The organism is Bradyrhizobium sp. CW1 (assembly GCF_023100665.1).
Lineage (GTDB): Bacteria > Pseudomonadota > Alphaproteobacteria > Rhizobiales > Xanthobacteraceae > Bradyrhizobium > Bradyrhizobium canariense_D.
Map to the genome: position 1 here is coordinate 6209797 of NZ_CP064684.1, position 18506 is coordinate 6228302.

The 18506-nt window shown below is 61.8% G+C and carries 10 protein-coding genes and 1 pseudogene; 8 read left to right on the forward strand and 3 right to left on the reverse strand.

Features of this window, described 5'->3' with window-relative positions; translation table 11 throughout:
* Nucleotides 1–6 precede the first annotated feature (6 nt).
* The 3 genes from IVB54_RS30170 to IVB54_RS30180 form a co-directional block, all read right to left on the reverse strand.
* Nucleotides 7–3312: a hypothetical protein gene (locus tag IVB54_RS30170; RefSeq protein ID WP_247776583.1), complete on the reverse strand. Its 3306-nt coding sequence runs from the start codon at nt 3310–3312 to the stop codon at nt 7–9.
* Between the two features lie 730 nt (nt 3313–4042).
* Entirely contained in the window at nt 4043–4585 is a 543-nt protein-coding gene (locus IVB54_RS30175; protein WP_247295619.1) for a hypothetical protein, read from the reverse strand.
* Nucleotides 4586–4726: 141 nt separating this feature from the next.
* Nucleotides 4727–5344: a sigma-70 family RNA polymerase sigma factor gene (locus tag IVB54_RS30180; protein WP_247295621.1), complete on the reverse strand. Its 618-nt coding sequence runs from the start codon at nt 5342–5344 to the stop codon at nt 4727–4729.
* Between the two features lie 794 nt (nt 5345–6138).
* Between IVB54_RS30180 and IVB54_RS30185 the strand changes: the two genes are divergently transcribed.
* The 8 genes and pseudogenes from IVB54_RS30185 to istA (IVB54_RS30220) all read left to right on the forward strand — a co-directional run.
* Nucleotides 6139–6333 (forward strand): hypothetical protein, encoded by a 195-nt coding sequence (locus IVB54_RS30185; protein WP_157643074.1) that lies wholly within the window; start codon nt 6139–6141, stop codon nt 6331–6333.
* 116 nt (nt 6334–6449) lie between these two features.
* Nucleotides 6450–7700, forward strand: a complete 1251-nt coding sequence (locus tag IVB54_RS30190) for an HlyD family efflux transporter periplasmic adaptor subunit (RefSeq protein WP_247295623.1) — start codon at nt 6450–6452, stop codon at nt 7698–7700.
* Nucleotides 7701–7703: 3 nt separating this feature from the next.
* Nucleotides 7704–10094 carry a peptidase domain-containing ABC transporter gene (locus IVB54_RS30195; protein ID WP_247776584.1) on the forward strand — a complete coding sequence of 797 codons (2391 nt, stop codon included), beginning with the start codon at nt 7704–7706 and terminating at the stop codon, nt 10092–10094.
* 960 nt (nt 10095–11054) lie between these two features.
* Entirely contained in the window at nt 11055–11474 is a 420-nt protein-coding gene (locus IVB54_RS30200) for a hypothetical protein (RefSeq protein ID WP_247295628.1), read from the forward strand.
* A 267-nt stretch (nt 11475–11741) separates the two neighbouring features.
* Entirely contained in the window at nt 11742–12140 is a 399-nt protein-coding gene (locus IVB54_RS30205; RefSeq protein ID WP_246648595.1) for a nuclear transport factor 2 family protein, read from the forward strand.
* 42 nt (nt 12141–12182) lie between these two features.
* On the forward strand, nt 12183–15548 hold the full coding sequence (locus IVB54_RS30210) for an adenylate/guanylate cyclase domain-containing protein (RefSeq protein ID WP_247776585.1): 3366 nt from the start codon (nt 12183–12185) through the stop codon (nt 15546–15548).
* 198 nt (nt 15549–15746) lie between these two features.
* Nucleotides 15747–16919 (forward strand): IS21 family transposase, encoded by a 1173-nt coding sequence (istA, locus tag IVB54_RS30215; RefSeq protein ID WP_247776586.1) that lies wholly within the window; start codon nt 15747–15749, stop codon nt 16917–16919.
* A 91-nt stretch (nt 16920–17010) separates the two neighbouring features.
* Nucleotides 17011–18501 (forward strand): annotated as a pseudogene (gene istA, locus IVB54_RS30220) (IS21 family transposase); the annotation flags it as partial.
* Nucleotides 18502–18506 lie beyond the last annotated feature (5 nt).

Sequence of the window (18506 nt, forward strand, 5' to 3'; positions counted from 1 at the left end):
CTCCCACTAGAGGATGGCATCATGAGTTCCAACATGATCGATCGGAGTATTATCCACGATGTCGGGAGGCGGCGGCGCGGGTTTTTGGACGTCGGCAGCCAGCGGCGCCGAAACGTCTTGCGCCGATGCGGTGTCCGCCTGCGACACGGCAGTCTGGGAGGGCGCGATCTCGCTGCTGAGCGTGACGCCATAGTCTGTATACTGGGTTCCGTTGAACAGCGAATCTGCCGGCGGCGGTGGCGCATCGTTCAACGCGATCACATCGCCCGCGACGGCGGTCGTCGCCGCGGCATTTGAGGTGTCCGTCACGACGTTCTCCGGGGCAGTGGTGGCGGATGCCGAACTCTCGATCGGTGCGTCAGCGGTGGTGGCGAGCGCAAGAAGCGTGTCGGCCGATCCAGGAGTTTGAGCGCTGCTGGTGTCCGGCACGGCCGGCGCCACCGGTTCGGTCGCGGGGGTGCTGAGCGAGTCTCCGGTGCTGGTGAGCACCGGCTCGGTCGTGTCAGCGACGGGTGCCGCACTCGCCAAAGCATCGCCAGCCACGCTGCCCGTGTCCGCCGGTTGCGACACGTCGCTCGGCGCATCGGTCGGAGCCGCAGCTGTGGTGAGCGCCGGCTCGCTGATGTCCGCGACGGGCGCCGCACTGGCCAAGGCATCGCCAGCCACGCTGCCCGTGTCGGCCGGTTGCGACGCGTCGCTCGGCGCATCGGTCGGAGCCGCAGCTGTGGTGAGCACCGGCTCGGTCGTGTCCGCGACCGGCGCCGCACTCGCGAAGGCATCGCCAGCCACGCTGCCCGTGTCGGCCGGTTGCGACGCGTCGCTTGGCGCATCGGTCAGCGCGGTTGTGGTGAGCACCGGCTCGCTCGTGTCCGCGACCGGCGCCGCACTGGCCAAGGCATCGCCAACCGCACCGCCCGTGTCGGCCGCTTGCGACACGTCGCTCGGCGCATCGGTCAGAGCCGCAGCTGTGGTGAGCACCGGCTCGCTCGTGTCCGCGACCGGCGCCGCACTGGCCAAAGCATCGCCAGCCACGCTGCCCGTGTCCGCCGGTTGCGACACGTCGCTCGGCGCATCGGTCAGCGCGGCAGCCGTTGTGGTGAGCACCGGCTCGCTGATGTCCGCGACCGGTGCCGCACTCGCCAAAGCATCGCCAGCCACGCTGCCCGTGTCGGCCGATTGCGACGCGTCGCTGGTCGCATCGGTCGCAGCCGCAGCCGTTGTGGTGAGCGCGGGCTCGCTCGTGTCTAGGACCGGCGCGGCACCCGCAAGACCATCGCCAGCCACGGTCCCAGTGTCGGCCGGATGCGACACGTCGCTGCTCGGATTGGTCAGAGCGGCAGCCGTTGTGGCGAGCACCGGCTCGCTCGTGTCAGGGACCGGCACCGTACTCGCCAGAGCATCGGCAGCCACACTACCCGTGTCGGCAGGTTGCGACAGGTCGCTCGGCGCATCTGCCAGAGCGGCAGCCGTTGTGGCGAGCGCAGGCTCGCTGGTGTTAGCAGCGGGCGCCGCACTCGCCAAAGCATCGCCAGCCACGCTGTCCGTGTCGACGGGATGCGACACCTCGCCGGCCGGATTGGTCAGAGCGGCAACTGTTGTGGTTAGCACAGGTGCGCTCGTGTCAAGGACCGGCGCGCCACTCGCAAGTGCATTGCCAGCCACATCGGTGGGCTGTGATACATGACCAGGGGCACCGTTACCGGTGATCAGTTCCGCCTCCGCGATCTCAAGGGGTGATGCTGAACTATCAAGCGTGTCAGTTCCCGTGCTTTCCGATGCAACCGTTTGCGACAACGCGGTCGACTGAGTGTCTGGACCCGTCGTCTGGTCAACCACCTCGTTGCTCACCGTGCTCACGGTGTCGATCGCCGTCGCAAGCGCCGGCGGCACCGTAGCCTCGACCGGCGCAATTGTTCCAACCACGTCATCGGGCAGCGTGCTCGCAGTGTCGGCCAGAGTCGATAGCGTCGGCTGCGCCGCCGACTCGACCGGCGCAATCGCGCCGACCACGTCGTCGGGCAGCGTGCCCGCGGTGTCGGCGAAGGTCGTGAGCGTCGGCTGCGCCGCCTCGACCGGCGCAATTGCGCCAACCACGTCGTTGGATAGCGTGCTGACGATGTCGGTCGCCATCGCCAGCGCCGGCGGCACCGCCGCCTCGATCGGCGCAATCGCGCCAACCACGTCGTTGGGCAGCGTGCTGACGGCGTCGGTCGCCGTCGCGAGCACCGGCGACACCGTCGCCTCGACCGGCGCAATTGCGTCAACCACGTCGTGGAATAGCGTGCTGACGCTGTCGGTCGCCGTCGCGAGCACCCGCGGCACCGTCGCCTCGACCGGCGCGATCGCGCCAACCACGTCGTTGGGCAGCGCGCTGACGGTGTCGGTCGCAGTCGCCAGTGCCGGCGGCACCGCCGCCTCGATCGGCGCAATTGCGCCAACCACGTCGTTGGGTCTCGTGCTCACGGTATCGGTCACCGTGGCGAGTGCCGGCGCTACCGCCGCCTCGACCGTCTCAATCGCGCCAACCATGTCGTTGGGTAGCGTGCTGACGCTGTCAGTTGCCGTCGCCAGTGCCGGCGGCGCCGCCAACTCGACCGGCGCAATTGCGCCAACCACGTCGCTGGATAGCCTGCTGACGCTGTCGGTCGCCGTCGCCAGGGTCGGCGGCACCGCCGTCTCGACGGGCGCAATCGTTCCAACTACGTCGTTAGGCAGCGCGCCGACGCTGTCGCTCGCTGCCGCCAGTGCCGGCGGCACCGCCGCCTCGACCGGCGCGATTGCGCCAACCACGTCGTTGGATAGCGTGCTCACGGTGTCGGTCGCCGCGGCGAGTGCCGGCGGTACCGCCGCCTCGATCGGCGCGACCGCCTCAACCACGTCGTTGGGCAGCGCGCTGACGGTGTCGGTCGCCGTCGCCAGTGCCGGCGGCACCGCCGCCTCGACCGGCGCAATCGTTCCAACTACGTCGTTGGGCAGCGCGGTGACGCTGTCGCTCGCCGTCGCAAGTGCCGGCGGCACCGCCGCCTCGACCGGCGCCATTGCGCCAACCACGTCGTTGGGCAGCGCGCTGACGGTGTCGGTCGCCGTCGCGAGTGCCGGCACCACAGCCGCCTCGAGCGGCGCGATCGCGCCGGCCTCGTCATCGGATCGCGTGCTGACGGAGTCGCTCGTGGTCGCGAGCGCCGGCGGCACCATCGCCGCGACCGACGCAATCGTGCCGGCCACGTCGTTGGGCACCGTGATGACGATGTCGCTCGCCGTCGCGAGCGTCGGCGGCACCGCCGCCTCGACCGGCGCAATCCCTACCACCACGTCATTACTAAGGCCGCCGAGCATTCCAAGCGGGGGAAAGGAGTTGACGATCGACGGGCTAAACGAGTCGCAAAGCACATTAGACCCAACGGATTCGAGCGTTGACTCACCGGGCAATTGAGTGCTTCCGAGGTCGGAATCCGCTGAAAGCGAGTTGACGCGACTGACGCAACTAACGTCGGCTGAGGCGTGAGCATGGTGCTTGCAAAAATCGACCTCGTCGCCACTCCCACCCCCACCCCCAGAGTTCGCAGTAGCGACTGCTTCGCCACGAGCGGTGCTCGGTCTGGGCGCGTCTTCATGCGGCTCCGCCAGGAGCCCGGTCGGATCGAGCTGAGCCACATGCGTGTCCCACGAGGCGGCCGGCCCTTTTGGCCTCTCATCCTCCGCGCCCGGTTTCGCGGGATCGCTCGCAGGCAGCTCGTCATTTGTCCCTTGCGGCCCCGCACCTGCTTGAGCGGCTGTCGTGTCTTCTTGCTTGGCCAGCGCAGATTTGAACGGGGCGGCAAGAAACTCCTCGCAGGCAACTAGCTGGGCAATAAAGAACGACCGGGTCAAGAAACTGAAAGAGCCGGATCGCTTGTCGGCGCGCTGCACTCCGGCTTCGAAAATCTTCCGCTCTTGTTCGAACAATTCGCGCTTTTCTACCTGGTGCATGACCGCCGCCTTTCTTGATCAAAAATCACCCTCGCCCGGCAGCATTCACCGCCAGGCGAGTCTCTTCGGCATGTCAGGCGTCCGTGTCGTGCGACGTATCCGTCGCCGTGTCGAAATGCCCTACGTCGAAGTAATCCATTGGGCCCATCAAACCGATGGCGTATTCGAGCGCATCGTCGCAAGACATCGAAGCTAGCGCGCCGTGTATGTCACCCGAATGATCTGGACCGTGCGAGCTGAAATCACCCGCGAACTCACTATGGGAGAAGTCGAACTTGGCCAGCGCGTCACCCGGACTGCGATCGGTGTCGCCCCTGCTGCCATCGTCAGCCGGCTCGAGATCGCAATGGTCCTTGGGCTGGTATTCGCCGTCGTTGGCGTCCTTCCAGCCCCCATCGTGCTCTGGGTAGTCGCCCTTGGGGTAGGCGCCGCTAAGCTTGGCATAATTGTCCTTGCCGTCGCCGTTCTTCGAGCAGTCGTCGTCAGCGCTGTGATCGTCGTTCCATTTTGACAGCCTGCCGTCGTCATAATCGTCGGGCTTGGTTGACGTGCATTGCTCGGGTGGGGCGCCCTTTATCAGCCCGAGAATGCTCGTAACACTGCTCAGGATAGACATGGCTTCGCTCCTCGCTTCAGCTTTGCGACAGTCGCGGGCACGTGCGTCACGCGCGCGTGCCCTGCCCGGATCACCGCGCCATCACCCCTACTGTCGCCGAAGCACGCCGATGGATGCAGCGGCGAAAAAACAATTCACGCGTCATTCGAGCTGCCGGCGCATGGCCACAAGCTCTCTCCGGATCCACGCCTTGACGGTTCCGACAGGAACCCGGAGGTATTCGGAAATCTCCTCGTGCGTGCGCCCGTCGACGATCGCCAGAAGCAGGCTCGCGCGGCGCTGTGGCTCGAGTTGATCGAGCATGGTTCGCAGCGTCATGCTGTCTGGGATACAAGAGGCAGGGTTCGGAGCGGCCTGCTCGCGCGCGCAAATGGCATTCAATGCATCGTCCTCGAGCGCGAGTTCGCGCCTGGCGTTCTGCCGCATCTTGAGCGCCGTGTTGCGGACGATCGCGTAAATCCAGCCCCGGGCGGATCCTCGTGCAGGATCGAAGTTTTTCGCATATCGGAGAATCTGCGCGAATGCGTCGTGGATGACGTCCTCGGAACGCGATCTGTCGTGCACGATACGGTGCGCCATCGCGCGCAACTGTTCCTTCTCCCGCGCGTAGATCTGGCCGACGGCAGACTGCGATCCGGAGGCGCACTCAAGCAGAGCTGTTTCGTAATTAAGAGCCGTCTCGCCAGTGAGATAGCTGTCATGGCGCGCTACGCCGCAGCGAGACCTTGCCTTTGTTAAATCGAGGCACTGATGGGGCATGGTCGAAGTCACCCCTCATAAGGCAGAGCAGATGCGCGACATTTTTCACGCACAGGGCCTGCGGCATTTAATATCGCGCATTTAATTCATTTAAATGATCGGTTTTAACAAAATACGAAATCGCTGTCGGCGAACTCAAGTCAGCAAGCATCGAATTCGTTCCCGGAAGTTTTCGAAAATTTTTTTCCCAATCGCCAAAGGGTGACGTGGTCGTCAGAGTGCAGGCGGACCATAGCACGTCGTTCTCGGCTGCTAGGTGAGCCGCTGAGAGGAGCAACGTAAGTCCTCGAGCCAACTTCCAAAATGGAGAGCGTCAACATCGTCGCTAGTCGCGTTTATAACTTCAGAGCACGCATTGGATCCGACCACCATGTAATGCCATCGAGGGACATTCGAAGCACCTTCAACGCGCTATGTGACAGGACGTGACAGGGCGCGGCGACTTGCGCAGCTTCCGCGATGAGTGCAGCGATCGAAACAAGCTAAGGCGCTTCTTGGGCCGAGCTCGCCACATGGCGCGTCATCGCGCTTTCCTTCGAAGGCGCGATGTCGCATCTCAGCCGCGCAGAACATCCAGCAGACCAGACCGTCCAACTCACTGTGACGAAGCCGCCACCGAGTCCCACTTTAAAGCGCCTTGCACACGACGCTGCAGAACGCGATACAACAAGCGTCAAACACGTGCCGCTCACAAAATTTACGCGACCGTGCATCCAGATTGGCGTCTCGCACCTAGTGATGACGTGGCAACAGTTACATCAATGTTCCGCCACTTACATCGAAAGGAGACCAACATGCTGGAGATGACCAAACTTGCTCACCCTATCGAACTGTCTGATGAGGAGCTCGACCTCGTGGCCGCCGGCACCGGCGGCTGTGGCTGCCAGGATGGCGGATCACTGATCCGAACTGGCGACATCAATGTGCTCAGCGGAAACCAAGTTCAGGTTGGCCTGCTGTCCAAGCAGTCCCAAGTCTTTATTGGGTAAAGGCGGGATGCATCGGCGAACCGCTTCTCCAACAGGGGAAGCGGTTCTCCGGTAGCCATCCGCAGTCTTGTTTTGGCGGAAAGATACTCCGCGCAGCGCTTCAGTAAGGTGCGTCCATGGCGAACCGACCAACTCTGTTTCGTAAGGAAGCCGTCGACTTTTTGCATCAGCGCCACACCTGGGGTGAGGTCGTATTGCTGCAGCCGCTGTCGAGCACACTTCTTAGCTGGAGCCTTGCGGCGCTCGTTGTATTCATTTTGTGTTTTCTCTCCATCGCGCAATACGCCCGCAAGGAGACCGTCTCCGGGTATCTGACGCCGACCTCCGGCACAGCTAAGATTTTCATATCACAACAGGGCTTCATCAAGGCGATACACGTGAAGGAGGGGCAAGAGGTTGCGGGGGGCGACCCGCTCCTGACCATAGTTACTTCCCAAATCACGGCCAATGGCGATGACGTCAATGCGACCGTACTTGCGGTGCTGACGCAGCAACGCAATGTGGTCGAGCGACAGATCGATGCCGAAGATCGCCGAACCGCCTCAGAACGGGATCGCCTCGGTTCCACGATCAAGGGGATTGAAGGAGAGATTATCCAACTCGAGGACCAGCGGAACATCCAAAACGAGCGACTGAAACTTTCCGAGAGCTTCGTATCAACGGGCGCTAAGCTAACCGCGAGCGGCGCATTACCAACGATTGAGCTCAAGCGCCGCGAGCAGGCCGCACTTGAGCAAAAGCAGAGTGTGGTGTCGCTCGATCAGCAGATCACCGCGCGACACACCCAGTTGACAGACGCTCGGCATACACTCGAGCAACTCCCAACCATCGCCGCAGAGAGGATCCGAGGACTGCGTAATGAACTGTCCTCGATCGAACAGCGCGTGGCCGAAGTGAATGGGCGGCAGGCTTACGTTATCAAGGCGCCAACGAGTGGGCGCGTATCGACGCTGCAGGCGACAATAGGCCAAATCGCGGATCCCCGGCATATGCAGCTCGAAATCATTCCCGTTGATGCGCCCTTGCAGGCCGAGCTGTTCTTTCCGACACGCGCGTTTGGTTTTGTGCGTCCCGGCCAGCAGGTTCGGATACTTTACGATGCATTTCCTTATCAGAAATTCGGCACCTACCGCGGCAGCGTGACCAACGTCTCTCACACCATTCTGACCGGCAACGAAACGACCGGGCCGATCGCCCTCAAGGAACCGGCTTACCGTGTGACTGCGGCTCTCGAGCGGCCCGACATCGACGCCTATGGCCGTAAGATGCCGCTTCAGCCGGACATGCTGCTCAGGGCCGACGTGATCCTCGAGCAGCGGTCCCTGATGAGCTGGCTGCTTGATCCGGTGTTAAGCGCAAGGATGTAGCCCATGCAGGGACTATTGAATTTCAGCGGACGCAGATCCCTCCCGGTCATCCGGCAGACGGAGGCGACGGAATGCGGGCTCGCATGCCTCGCCATGGTGGCGTCTTATCATGGTCATCGAACTGACTTGAACAGCCTGCGGCGGCGGCATCCAGTGTCCCTAAAGGGCGTCACTCTCCGCGACCTCATGCAGATAGCAGCTCACCTGGGGCTGTCATGTCGGCCGCTGCGAATCGAGATCGGCCATCTCTGCCAATTGCGTCTGCCGGCTATTCTGCACTGGGACATGGCTCATTTCGTTGTACTGAAAGCGTACAGGAGGAAAGGGATCGTGGTGCACGATCCGGCAGCCGGCGAGAAATGGTTTCCCCTCACTGAAGCATCAAGACATCTTACCGGGGTCGCGCTCGAACTCTCGCCTATTGAAACGTTCTGCCGCACAGATGAGAGAATGCGATTGCCGTTCTCGGTTTTCTGGAGCGGAATGAACGGAAGCAATTATGCTCTGGCCCAAATACTAGTTCTGTCAGTGGTCATCGAATTGCTTCTCCTCGCCGCCCCTTTCTATATGCAGCTCACGGTTGACGAGGTCATCGCCAGGGGAGATGTCGATCTCCTGGTCGTACTCGGGCTAGGATTCGCGCTCCTTCTCCTGATACGGATCGCCTCGACCGCAACCCGCTCCTTCATTATTCTCGTTCTGCAAAACACGTTGAGCTTTCAAATCGGCGCGCGGCTGTTTCATCATTTAGTGCGCTTGCCGCTCTCATTCTTCGAAAAGCGGCACATCGGCGACATCCTGTCACGCTTCAATTCGATCGAGCCCATCCGCAACGTGCTCGCGGAGGGATTGATCACGGGGTTGATCGACGGTCTCATGTCGGTGTTGATGCTGGTGTTGATGTTCACCTACAGCATCCAGCTCGGACTTGTCGTCCTGCTGGCGTTCGCGTTGTATGCCGCCCTGCGGCTCGCTCTCTTCGGGATGTTCCGACAACGGAGCGAAGTGGCCATTCACAGCAAGGCAGACGAGAACTCCACCTTCATCGAAACCGTGCGAGCGGTGCAAAGCCTAAAGTTGCTCAACCGAGAGAACGAACGGGAGGGCCAGTGGCTGAATCGCTATGCTGCGTATATTAACGCCAACGTGCGGCTAGGCCGGGCCAGGATCAGCTTCAAAGCGATGAACGACACGATATTCGGCTTGGAGAACGTAATCACGATCTACCTCGCCGCTCGTCTCGCACTGGACAACCTCATCACGGTTGGAATGATATTCGCGTTCGTCAGCTACAAGCTGCAGTTCGCTGAGCGGACAGCGCTGTTGATCGAGAAGCTGGTAGATGTCCGCATTCTCGGACTGCACCTGGAGCGTCTCGCCGACATTGCGCTCACCCCGCTCGAGCGCGGGCACCACCTGGACCTGTCGTATATCCGGCAGATTCGCGGCGCGATCGAACTGCGGAACGTGTGCTTCCGGTATGCAGAAGGAGAGTCTCTGATTCTTAACAACGTCAATCTGTGCGTTGCTCCCGGACAATTCGTGACGATCATGGGACCATCGGGCTGCGGCAAGTCGACTCTTGTCAAGATTATGCTTGGGCTGCTCGAGCCAACGAGCGGAGAGGTTCTGATCGACGGTCTTCCGCTAGGCCAGATTGGACCGCGCGCTTATCGCGAGCAGATTGGCGCGGTGATGCAGGAGGATCAATTGCTGTCGGGATCGATTGCCGACAATATCTGCTTTTTTGATACAACCTTCGATCTGCAAGCGATGATCGATTGCGCGCGGATTGCCGGCATCCACGACGACATCATGGCAATGCCGATGAGCTACAACAGCCTCATCGGTGACATGGGAAGCTCGTTGTCTAGCGGGCAGAAACAGCGAGTATTGCTTGCGCGCGCGCTCTATCGCCGACCAAAGATCCTGTTTCTCGACGAGGGCACGGCACATCTCGACACCGAGAAGGAAAAGGAAATCAATGCGAATCTCCGGCACCTTAGTATGACTCGCGTGAGCGTAGCGCACCGACCGGAAATTACCCATGGAACAGATATGATCATCCATCTTGCCGCGGCGGCCAGACCGTTTCGGGCCGGAATGACGAGCCTCAGACGAGAAGCGGGGCCTGCGCAAGATGTCGGCGTCACCGGGTTTGCCGCCGAAGGTGCGAAATCGGCCGAGACCGGCCACGATGACTGCCCCGGTGCCCCCACGGGCGATTGCTCGAAGCGCGATAGTGACTGGAAAGACGCCAAGGACGACGACTGCCATTCACAGAAGGACTGCTGCCAGCCGCGGAAAGACTGCAACCCCAAGCCGTCCGACGACTGTGGCAAAGCCGACAACCCCGGTGAAGCGCTGGCCAGGATCGACTTCTCACGATGCTGATTCGGCTCGCGCAGTCCGGATCCTTCGCGTGACATGCAAGGCGCACTCGCTTCGATGACCCGCTCGGATACGCCATCGGCTGGCCAAACGCCTGCTGAAGTCGCGCGAGGACGTCCTGGCCGGATAGGACTCAACAAGCCGATTCATTGTTGCCTGGATTCCGATGTAAGGCCGGGCTCAACTTTCCCCCAGCCTTGAGCCTGGGTCGCTCCGAACCTCATGGAATTAGTCTCGATGCTCACGCTCCGGTTGGCTGCTGCCGCCATCAAGGCATTCGAAGAACGCCTCGAACAAACCAGTCGCGGTCTCGCCTGTTCACGCGGGCGGGGCGCCATCAATATGCGAAACACCGACGTTTTCGCAGATTGAGACGAACGCCCTCTTCGCGTCAGCGTCCTCAAAGCAAAATCGTGTGCCTTGGACTCCGCGCTCGATCCACCAGTCGATTTTGTTTGCCCGCGAAAATGCGGGATGCCTCTCCGCGCAACTGATCCAATTGCCTTCCATAGGCCCGAACGATCACACAATTTGTCATTCTCTTATCCCCCAAAAAAGCGCTGTTCTAACTATCCCTGAACGCAAGAGTGCTTCCGGCTGCTCATCGCGCACGCGCGGTGAGCTATCCCTTCAAAACGCCAGAAAGTCATACAGTCAGTCGCTCCGCAGCGATCGCACGTCAATCGCTCCTGGCCGAGCATGTAGCGCCCGTGGATCCCGGTAGCGGCATTTTTGCACGATGGACAAATCAACAAAAAATTGCGCATACGCCAGCGCATCACCAGACCGCCCAACACCTTCGACGCCCCTTCGTGAATCAGGTATCTCGCTGAGGAGGAGCTTAGCGAAACTTTGCACGCCTGAATGTTCGATCGCGAACACAGGAACCGCCCTGCGCTTGCTCAGAGCGTGGTGGTATCCTTTCGGAAAGCTGCTAGGCTACCCTCAACTGCGAGAGAGCGAATGAGCGATGACGCGAAAGATGCAGGCCTTGCGGCGTTAATCAGTGGTATTTTTGCTCGGTCCGCGTCGCCCGTCGCCGCGCCTCCGGCGCCGGAGATGCCGTCAACACTCCAACGGGAGCCCGCGGTCGCGGCAGCGCCGCCAGCCAAGCCGCTCGTTCCCTTGTCCCCGGGCGGCCCCGATGAAAAACGAGCGCGACTGCCCGCGGTGGCGATCGCCGACCTCGTCCTTGGTGAGCTTCGCAAAATGGATGGCTTTCCGAAATCCGGAGTCTCGATCACCGTCTACGGAAGTCGACCTTGGAACGCCATGATCAGGTTCGCACCGTTCTCGACTACGTCGCAAGACGCTGCACGCCTGCGCCACGCTGTGCCCGACATCGTCTTCAGGCTTCGGGGGTACGTCGAGCTCGAAAACTAGGTTCTGCCGATCACGTTCGCCAAACTCGCCTCCTATCCCGCCGGGCTCGGCGTGCTTCCGACAATTGGACTTGCTGCGCCCATCCCCCTGCCGGTGTGAAATCTAGGAAGTCGGAAAAGGGCGCTCATAGCCCTCAGCGGAAGTATGGATGTGCCCTCGTTTCGTCCGCGGCCTAATAGCACGCCCTGTTCCCGCGAGTTCCGATTTCGCGAACTGGCCAGCAGTAGTATGATGGAGGTCACTAAGCCAATTCTGAGGGAGGGAATCATGCCGAACCTGGCCTCCTCGACGAACTCCGACGTGAGAGCCGAAGTTACCGGAGCTTATGCCGCGTGGGATACGGCGTTCAACAAAGCTGACGCCAAAGGGGTCGCCACAGCGTACGTTTCAAACGCGAAAGTGTTACCACCAACGCATCAGGTTATATCGGGTCCGGAAGAAATCGAAAAATTCTTTGCTGGGCTGTTTTCAGGCGGATTCACTGATCACAAACTAACAATCATAGATGCGGGTGGAGACGAGAAGGTCGTCTACAGTACCGCAAAATGGACGGCCAACGGCAAGGGACCGGATGGGAGCCGCCAAAGTGCCGGCGGCATTGCCACCCATGTGTTCGAGCGTCAAGCGGATGGCTCACTGAAGCTGAGGTTACATACCTTCAACTGAACTCGCCGTCGTATCGCTTGGCGCCGCGCGAGGAGACGTCGCGTGGATATAGCCGAATGGCTTCGCAGTCTTGGGCTGGAGCGCTACACTCGCGCTTTCCAGGAAGCCGAAGTCACGCCTGATGTCCTGCAAGACCTGACTGAAGCCGATCTGCGAGAACTCGGCTTGCCGCTCGGGCCGCGCAAGACCGTATTGAAAGCGATTCAGGCGCGCATGTCATCGATCGCTTCCGTCGCCACTGATGCTGGTGAGCCAACCGAACGGACAAGGCCGTCACTGCCCTCAGAGGCGGACCGTCGGCAGCTTACGGTCATGTTCGTCGACTTGGTCGGTTCCACCGCGCTCGCCTCAGGGCGCGACCCCGAGGAGCTGAGTGACCTCATGCAGGCCTACCACAACGCCGTGGCGGGCGAGATCGCCCGGTTCGAAGGCCACATAGCCAAGCTCCTGGGCGACGGCGTTCTCGCGTATTTCGGTTGGCCGCGGGCGCATGAAGATGAGGCGGAGCGTGCCGTCCGCGCCGGGCTTCGAGTGACCAAGGCGGTCGCCTCCCTTACCGAGCCGGGCGGTGTAGCGCTTGCCGCACGCGTCGGCATTGCAACCGGTCTCGTCGTGGTCGGCGAACTGATAGGCGAGGGAGAGGCTCGCGAGCGCGCCGTGATCGGCGAAACCCCGAACCTGGCTGCCCGACTGCAGAGTCTGGCCGAGCCCGGTGATGTGGTGATCGCCGAGTCAACGCGCCGCCTGCTGGCCGAAGCCTTCATTTACCAGGACCTCGGCACAGTGCCGCTCAAAGGTTTCCCGGAGCCGGTGCAGGCCTGGCTTGTCAGTGGTGAGGGCGCAGCCGAGAGTCGATTCGACGCCCAGCACGGCATGGCAACGACCGCGCTGGTCGGACGAGACCAAGAACTTGCATTGCTCCTGGAGCGCTGGGAGCAGGCGAAAGAGCGAGAGGGACAGATTGTCCTGCTCGGCGGCGAAGCAGGCATTGGCAAGTCCCGGCTCGTGCGGGCGCTGCGCGACCACCTCGCAGGTGCGCCGCACACGCCACTGAGCCATTTCTGTTCTCCGTTCCATACCAGCACCGCCTTGTATCCTGTCATTGGGCTCCTTGAGCGGGCAGCAGGAATACGACGGGAGGACGCTCCCGAAGAACAGCTCGATAAACTCGAGGCCATGCTCGCTCTTGCCACAAACGACGTGCATGAGAGCGCGCCGGTTCTTGCGGACCTCCTGGCAATCCCGACGGGGGAGAGATACTCGCCACTTGCACTTAGCCCACACCAGAAGAAGGAGCGAACGTTCCAGGCTCTCCTGGAGCAGATACAAGGCCTGGCGGCAAGGCAGCCGCTGCTCGCCGTCTACGAGGATGTTCACTGGGCAGATCCTACCATGCTCGAACTCCTCGACCGGGCCGTTGACGAAGTGCAGCAACTCCCGATTCTGATCATCATCACCTTCCGGCCTGAGTTCGTTCCGCGCTGGGCAGGTCATGGGCACGTGACGGCGCTCTCTTTAAGCCGACTAGGCCGCAGGCAAGGGGCGACTGTCGTGGACCGGATCACTGGCGGCAAAATACTTCCACAAGAAGTGCTTGAGCAGATTCTGGCTAAAACTGATGGCGTGCCGCTGTTTGTCGAGGAACTCACCAAGGCCGTCCTCGAATCCGGGTTGCTCAAAGACCGGGGTAGCTACTATGAGTTGATTGGTCCTTTGCCGCCCCTAGCGATCCCGACGACGCTCCAGGACTCGTTGATGGCGCGCCTCGATCGATTGGCGCCGGTAAAGGAAGTCGCCCAGATCGCGGCATGCATTGGGCGCGAATTCGGACACGAGCTTCTAAGATCGGTAACGGCGCTCGACGAACACGCGCTGCAGCGTGCTCTCAATGATCTAATGACAGCGGAACTCATATTCCGCCGTGGAGCACCTCCGGATACGGGCTACAGCTTCAAACATGCGCTGGTCCAAGACATCGCGCATGAGAGCCTTTTAAAGAGCAAGCGGCAGCAGATCCATGCTCGCATCGCTGCAGCTCTCGAGGAACATTATCCTGCCCGTGCAGAAGCTGAGCCGGAAACGATCGCTTTGCACCTCACGCAGGGGGGACTGGCGGGAAAGGCGGTCGGCTATTGGCTGCGGGCGGGCCGGATTGCCGCGGGGCGTTCCGCCAATCTCGAGGCGATCGCTCATCTCACAAGAGGGCTGGATGCACTCAAGTCGAATCCAGAAGGGCCGGAGCGCGATCGCCAGGAACTCGCCCTGCAAACGGCGATCGGAGGTCCGCTGATTGCCATTCACGGATACACGGCTCCGCAGCTTGGCACGGCCTTCAGCAGGGCCCATGCGCTCTGCTATGAACTCGATGACACGGATGCCTTGTTCGCCACCCTTAGCGGCAAGTTTGTTTTCCACTTCGTGCGAGGCGACTTTGGTGCCATGCAGAGCCTTGTCGCCGAGGCCCAGCGCGCTGCCGAGCGCACCGGGGACACGGCGCTCAAACTAGCTACGCATCGTTTGGCGGCGCTCACCGCCATGCACGCCGGCGACTTTCTTACGGCGCGCTTAGAGCTCGAAGCGATCGTGAGGCGCTATCAGCCGGATACGCATCGGCCGCCACCTGTCCACTATGTACATGACCCGAAGGCCTCGGCGCTACCCTACCTGGCGATCGTGCTTTGGATACTTGGCTATTCCGAACAGGCGCAGAGGGCCAGCCGCGCGGCGTTTGAATACGCTGCGGAGTTAAATCAAACGAACCTTACGGCGCACGTGCAGGTCTATGGCGGAGCGGGGCCTGCGGAGCTGATGGGTGACGTGGCGGGTGTGCATGCGCACGCTGAAGCCATCATCGATCTCGCCGATCAGCACAGTTTGAATTATTGGCGCTTGAGCGGTCTCATCCTACGGGGTTGGGCAATGGCCCAAGAAGGTAACGTGGAGGGCGGCATGGCCCTCATGCGCCTCAGTCTGAACGAGAGGGCCAGGCTCGGAGCCAGTTGGTACCAGGTCCGGTACTTGTGGATGCTCGCGGCGATGCACCATCAGTTAGGTGACGACGAAAACGGGCTGGCCACCCTGGCCGAAGCGAAGGCCATTGCTGCGCGCAACGAAGAACATATGTGGGAGGCGGAGCTTGCATGCATGGAGGGCGAACTGCATCGCACTCGTGGTGCTCCAGCTGAGGAGGTCGAGAACTACTTGCAAGCTGCGCTCAAGATTGCTCAAAGCCAAAGCGCGAAAGCCTTTGAATTACGTGCGGCCATGAGTCTGGCTCGGCTTTGGCGCGACCAGGGCAGGAAGGCCGACGCGAGAGGCCTCCTTGGTCCCGTCTACGGCTGGTTTACGGAAGGGTTGGAAACATCAGACCTTCGTTCTGCCAAAGCACTCTTGGAGGAAATCGCTTAAGTTTAACGTCACGTGTTCAGCGGTGCACCATTCGCATGGTCCGGGGCTTCCGGTGGACCGAAGCTTCTGCTGAGGCTCGCGCAAACTGGAAAACTAAATTGGTTGTCGGTGGGCACCCGGGTGTCGCGCGCCATGGAAAACTGCCCCCTCAGCGTCACGAGGAATTGCCCCCTCCTCGGATGGCTGAGGAGAGAGTGAATGAAGCGGGAACGAATCGCTGAAAGCTCGGCGTGGAATGATCCACGGGGGCAGGTGATGAAGACGCCGGATGACGTGGCGGAGATGATGCGCCTGAGGGCGTGCGGGTGGGGTGTGAAGCGGATTGCGCGGCAGCTGGGCTGCAGCCATCACACAGTAAAGGACTACGTGGCGGCGGGCAGGGTGAAGCCATTCAAGTCGCCTAAGCGGCCGAAGCGTCTCGACGGCCTTGAGGGTTGGCTGCGCGAGAGGCTCATTCGGCATCGCGGCAATGCCGACGTGGTGCGCCAGGACCTGTTGGCGGACAAAGGCGTGGCCGTCAGCCGGCCCACGCTGCAGCGCGCGGTGCAGCCCTATCGGCAGGCGCTGAAGGCGGAGGCGCTGGCGACGACTCGGTTTGAGACGCCGCCGGGCCGGCAGCTGCAGATCGACTTCGGGGAGCGCCTGGTCGAGATCGGAGGGACGAAAGTCAAGGCATTCGTGTTCGTGGCAACGCTTGGACACTCGCGACGGCTCCATGTGCGTGCGTTCCGGGCCGAGAGGCAGGAGCATTGGTTCGCCGGGCTCGAGAGCACATTCACGACCTTCAGCGGTGTGCCGGAGGAAGTGCTGATGGACAATCCACGCGTGCTTGTCGTGCGCCACGACGCGGTGAGCCGGTCGGTTCAGTTCAACGACAAGCTGGTAGCGTTCGCAAAACATTGGGGCTTCCGTCCTCGCGCCTGCGCGCCATATCGGGCGCGCACGAAGGGCAAGACGGAGAACGGCGTCGGCTACCTGAAGAAGAACGCGATCGCCGGTCATTCCTTCCCAAGTTGGGAAGCATTCGAGGCGCATCTCGACAGATGGGAGCGTGAGGTTGCGAACGTTCGTATCCACGGCACGACCGGCGAGGCGCCGATCATCCGCTTCGCGCGTGACGAGATACATCGGTTGAAGCCGCTCGGCCGGCAGCCGTCGTTTGGATCCTTTTTTGAACTGACCCGCGTCGTCGGCAATGATTGCGCCGTCGAGATCGACACGAACAGCTACTCGGTGCCGTGGCGCCTGATTGGCGAGCGCGTGGCGGTAACGATCGCGGCCGGCGAAGTGCGGATCCGCCATGGATTGCACCAGGTAGCAGTGCACAAGCAACCGGAGGGGCGCCGGCTGTCATTCGGCCTGCAATATTGACCCCCTAAGCCGGGGGATCGGCGTCCAAAATTGACCCCCTACAGGTTGGTCTGTTGCGCTGCCTGCTTCGTCATGAAGCAGGTGGTCGGGGATGCTGATCGTGGAGACAATCGCCCGGATACGGCGCGAGCACTTCATCAAGGGCAAGACGATCAAGGAGATCGCCCGTGACCTGAAGGTGTCGCGGAACACAGTCCGGAAGGTGCTGAGATCGGGAGAGACCTCATTCGAGTACGAGCGTGTTGTCCAGCCGCGGCCGAAGCTGGGACGATGGGCAGCAGAACTCGACGGGTTGTTGTCAGGGAACGCGGGCAAGTCCGCTCGCGAGCAACTGACATTGATCCGGATGTTCGAGGAGCTGCGTGAGCGCGGCTATGACGGCGGTTACGACGCCGTGCGGCGCTACGCCAGGCGATGGAGCAAGGAGCGCGGACAATCCACGGCCGCTGCCTACGTCCCGCTTAGCTTTGCGCCCGGAGAAGCTTACCAGTTTGACTGGAGCCACGAGGTCGTCCTGCTCAATGGCGTGACGGTGATGGTGAAGGCCGCCCATGTCCGGCTCTGCCACAGCCGGATGCTGTTCGTGCGTTGCTATCCGCGCGAGACACAGGAGATGGTGTTCGACGCCCACGACCGGGCGTTCGCCCTGTTCAAGGGCACCTGCGTGCGCGGCATCTACGACAACATGAAGACGGCGGTGGAGACGATCTTCGTCGGCAAAGGGCGTCTCTACAATCGCCGCTTCATGCAGATGTGCAGCCACTACCTGGTCGATCCGGTTGCCTGCACGCCAGCGTCGGGTTGGGAGAAGGGCCAGGTCGAGAACCAGGTTGGGCTTGTCCGGGAGCGCTTCTTCACGCCGCGGCTGCGGTTCAAAACCCTCGACGAGTTGAACGCGTGGCTGCTGGACAAGTGCATCGCCTACGCCAAGGCGCACCGGCATCCAGAACTGGCCGAACAGACGGTCTGGGAGGTGTTCGAAGCCGAGCGGCCGAAGCTCGTTCCCTATGCCGGCCGGTTCGACGGATTCCACGCGGTGCCGGCATCGGTCTCGACGACCTGTCTGGTGCGGTTCGACAACAATAAATACTCGGTCACGGCCAACGCTGTCGGGCGGCCTGTCGAGGTTCACGCCTACGCCGACCGCATTGTGATCCGTCAGGACGGACGCATCGTTGCCGAGCATGCTCGCTCGTTCGGCCGCGGCGAGACGACCTATGATCCCTGGCATTACGTGCCGGTACTGGCTCGCAAACCCGGTGCCTTGCGCAACGGCGCTCCCTTCAAGGACTGGGTGCTTCCGGCTGCGATCGAACGTGTGCGGCGTAAGCTTACCAGTGCCGACGATGGCAACCGGCAGATGGTCGATATCCTCAACGCGGTTCTGACCGACGGCTTGCCGGCCGTCGAAGCAGCCTGCGCCGAGGCGATCGCTCACGGCGTTCATTCCGCCGATGTCGTGCTCAACATCCTGGCCCGCCAGCGTGATCCTGCGCCGCCAGCCAACATTCTCACCCCGGCCGCACTGACATTGCGCCACGCCCCGATCGCCGACTGTGCCCGTTACGACAACCTCAGGAGAACCAT

Coding starts and splice junctions, on each gene's coding strand:
- IVB54_RS30175 (WP_247295619.1), bottom strand. CDS start 4,585: ATGTCTATCCTGAGCAGTGTTACGAGCATTCTCGGGCTGATAAAGGGC.
- IVB54_RS30180 (WP_247295621.1), bottom strand. CDS start 5,344: ATGCCCCATCAGTGCCTCGATTTAACAAAGGCAAGGTCTCGCTGCGGC.
- IVB54_RS30185 (WP_157643074.1), top strand. CDS start 6,139: ATGCTGGAGATGACCAAACTTGCTCACCCTATCGAACTGTCTGATGAG.
- IVB54_RS30190 (WP_247295623.1), top strand. CDS start 6,450: ATGGCGAACCGACCAACTCTGTTTCGTAAGGAAGCCGTCGACTTTTTG.
- IVB54_RS30195 (WP_247776584.1), top strand. CDS start 7,704: ATGCAGGGACTATTGAATTTCAGCGGACGCAGATCCCTCCCGGTCATC.
- IVB54_RS30200 (WP_247295628.1), top strand. CDS start 11,055: ATGAGCGATGACGCGAAAGATGCAGGCCTTGCGGCGTTAATCAGTGGT.
- IVB54_RS30205 (WP_246648595.1), top strand. CDS start 11,742: ATGCCGAACCTGGCCTCCTCGACGAACTCCGACGTGAGAGCCGAAGTT.
- istA (WP_247776586.1), top strand. CDS start 15,747: ATGAAGCGGGAACGAATCGCTGAAAGCTCGGCGTGGAATGATCCACGG.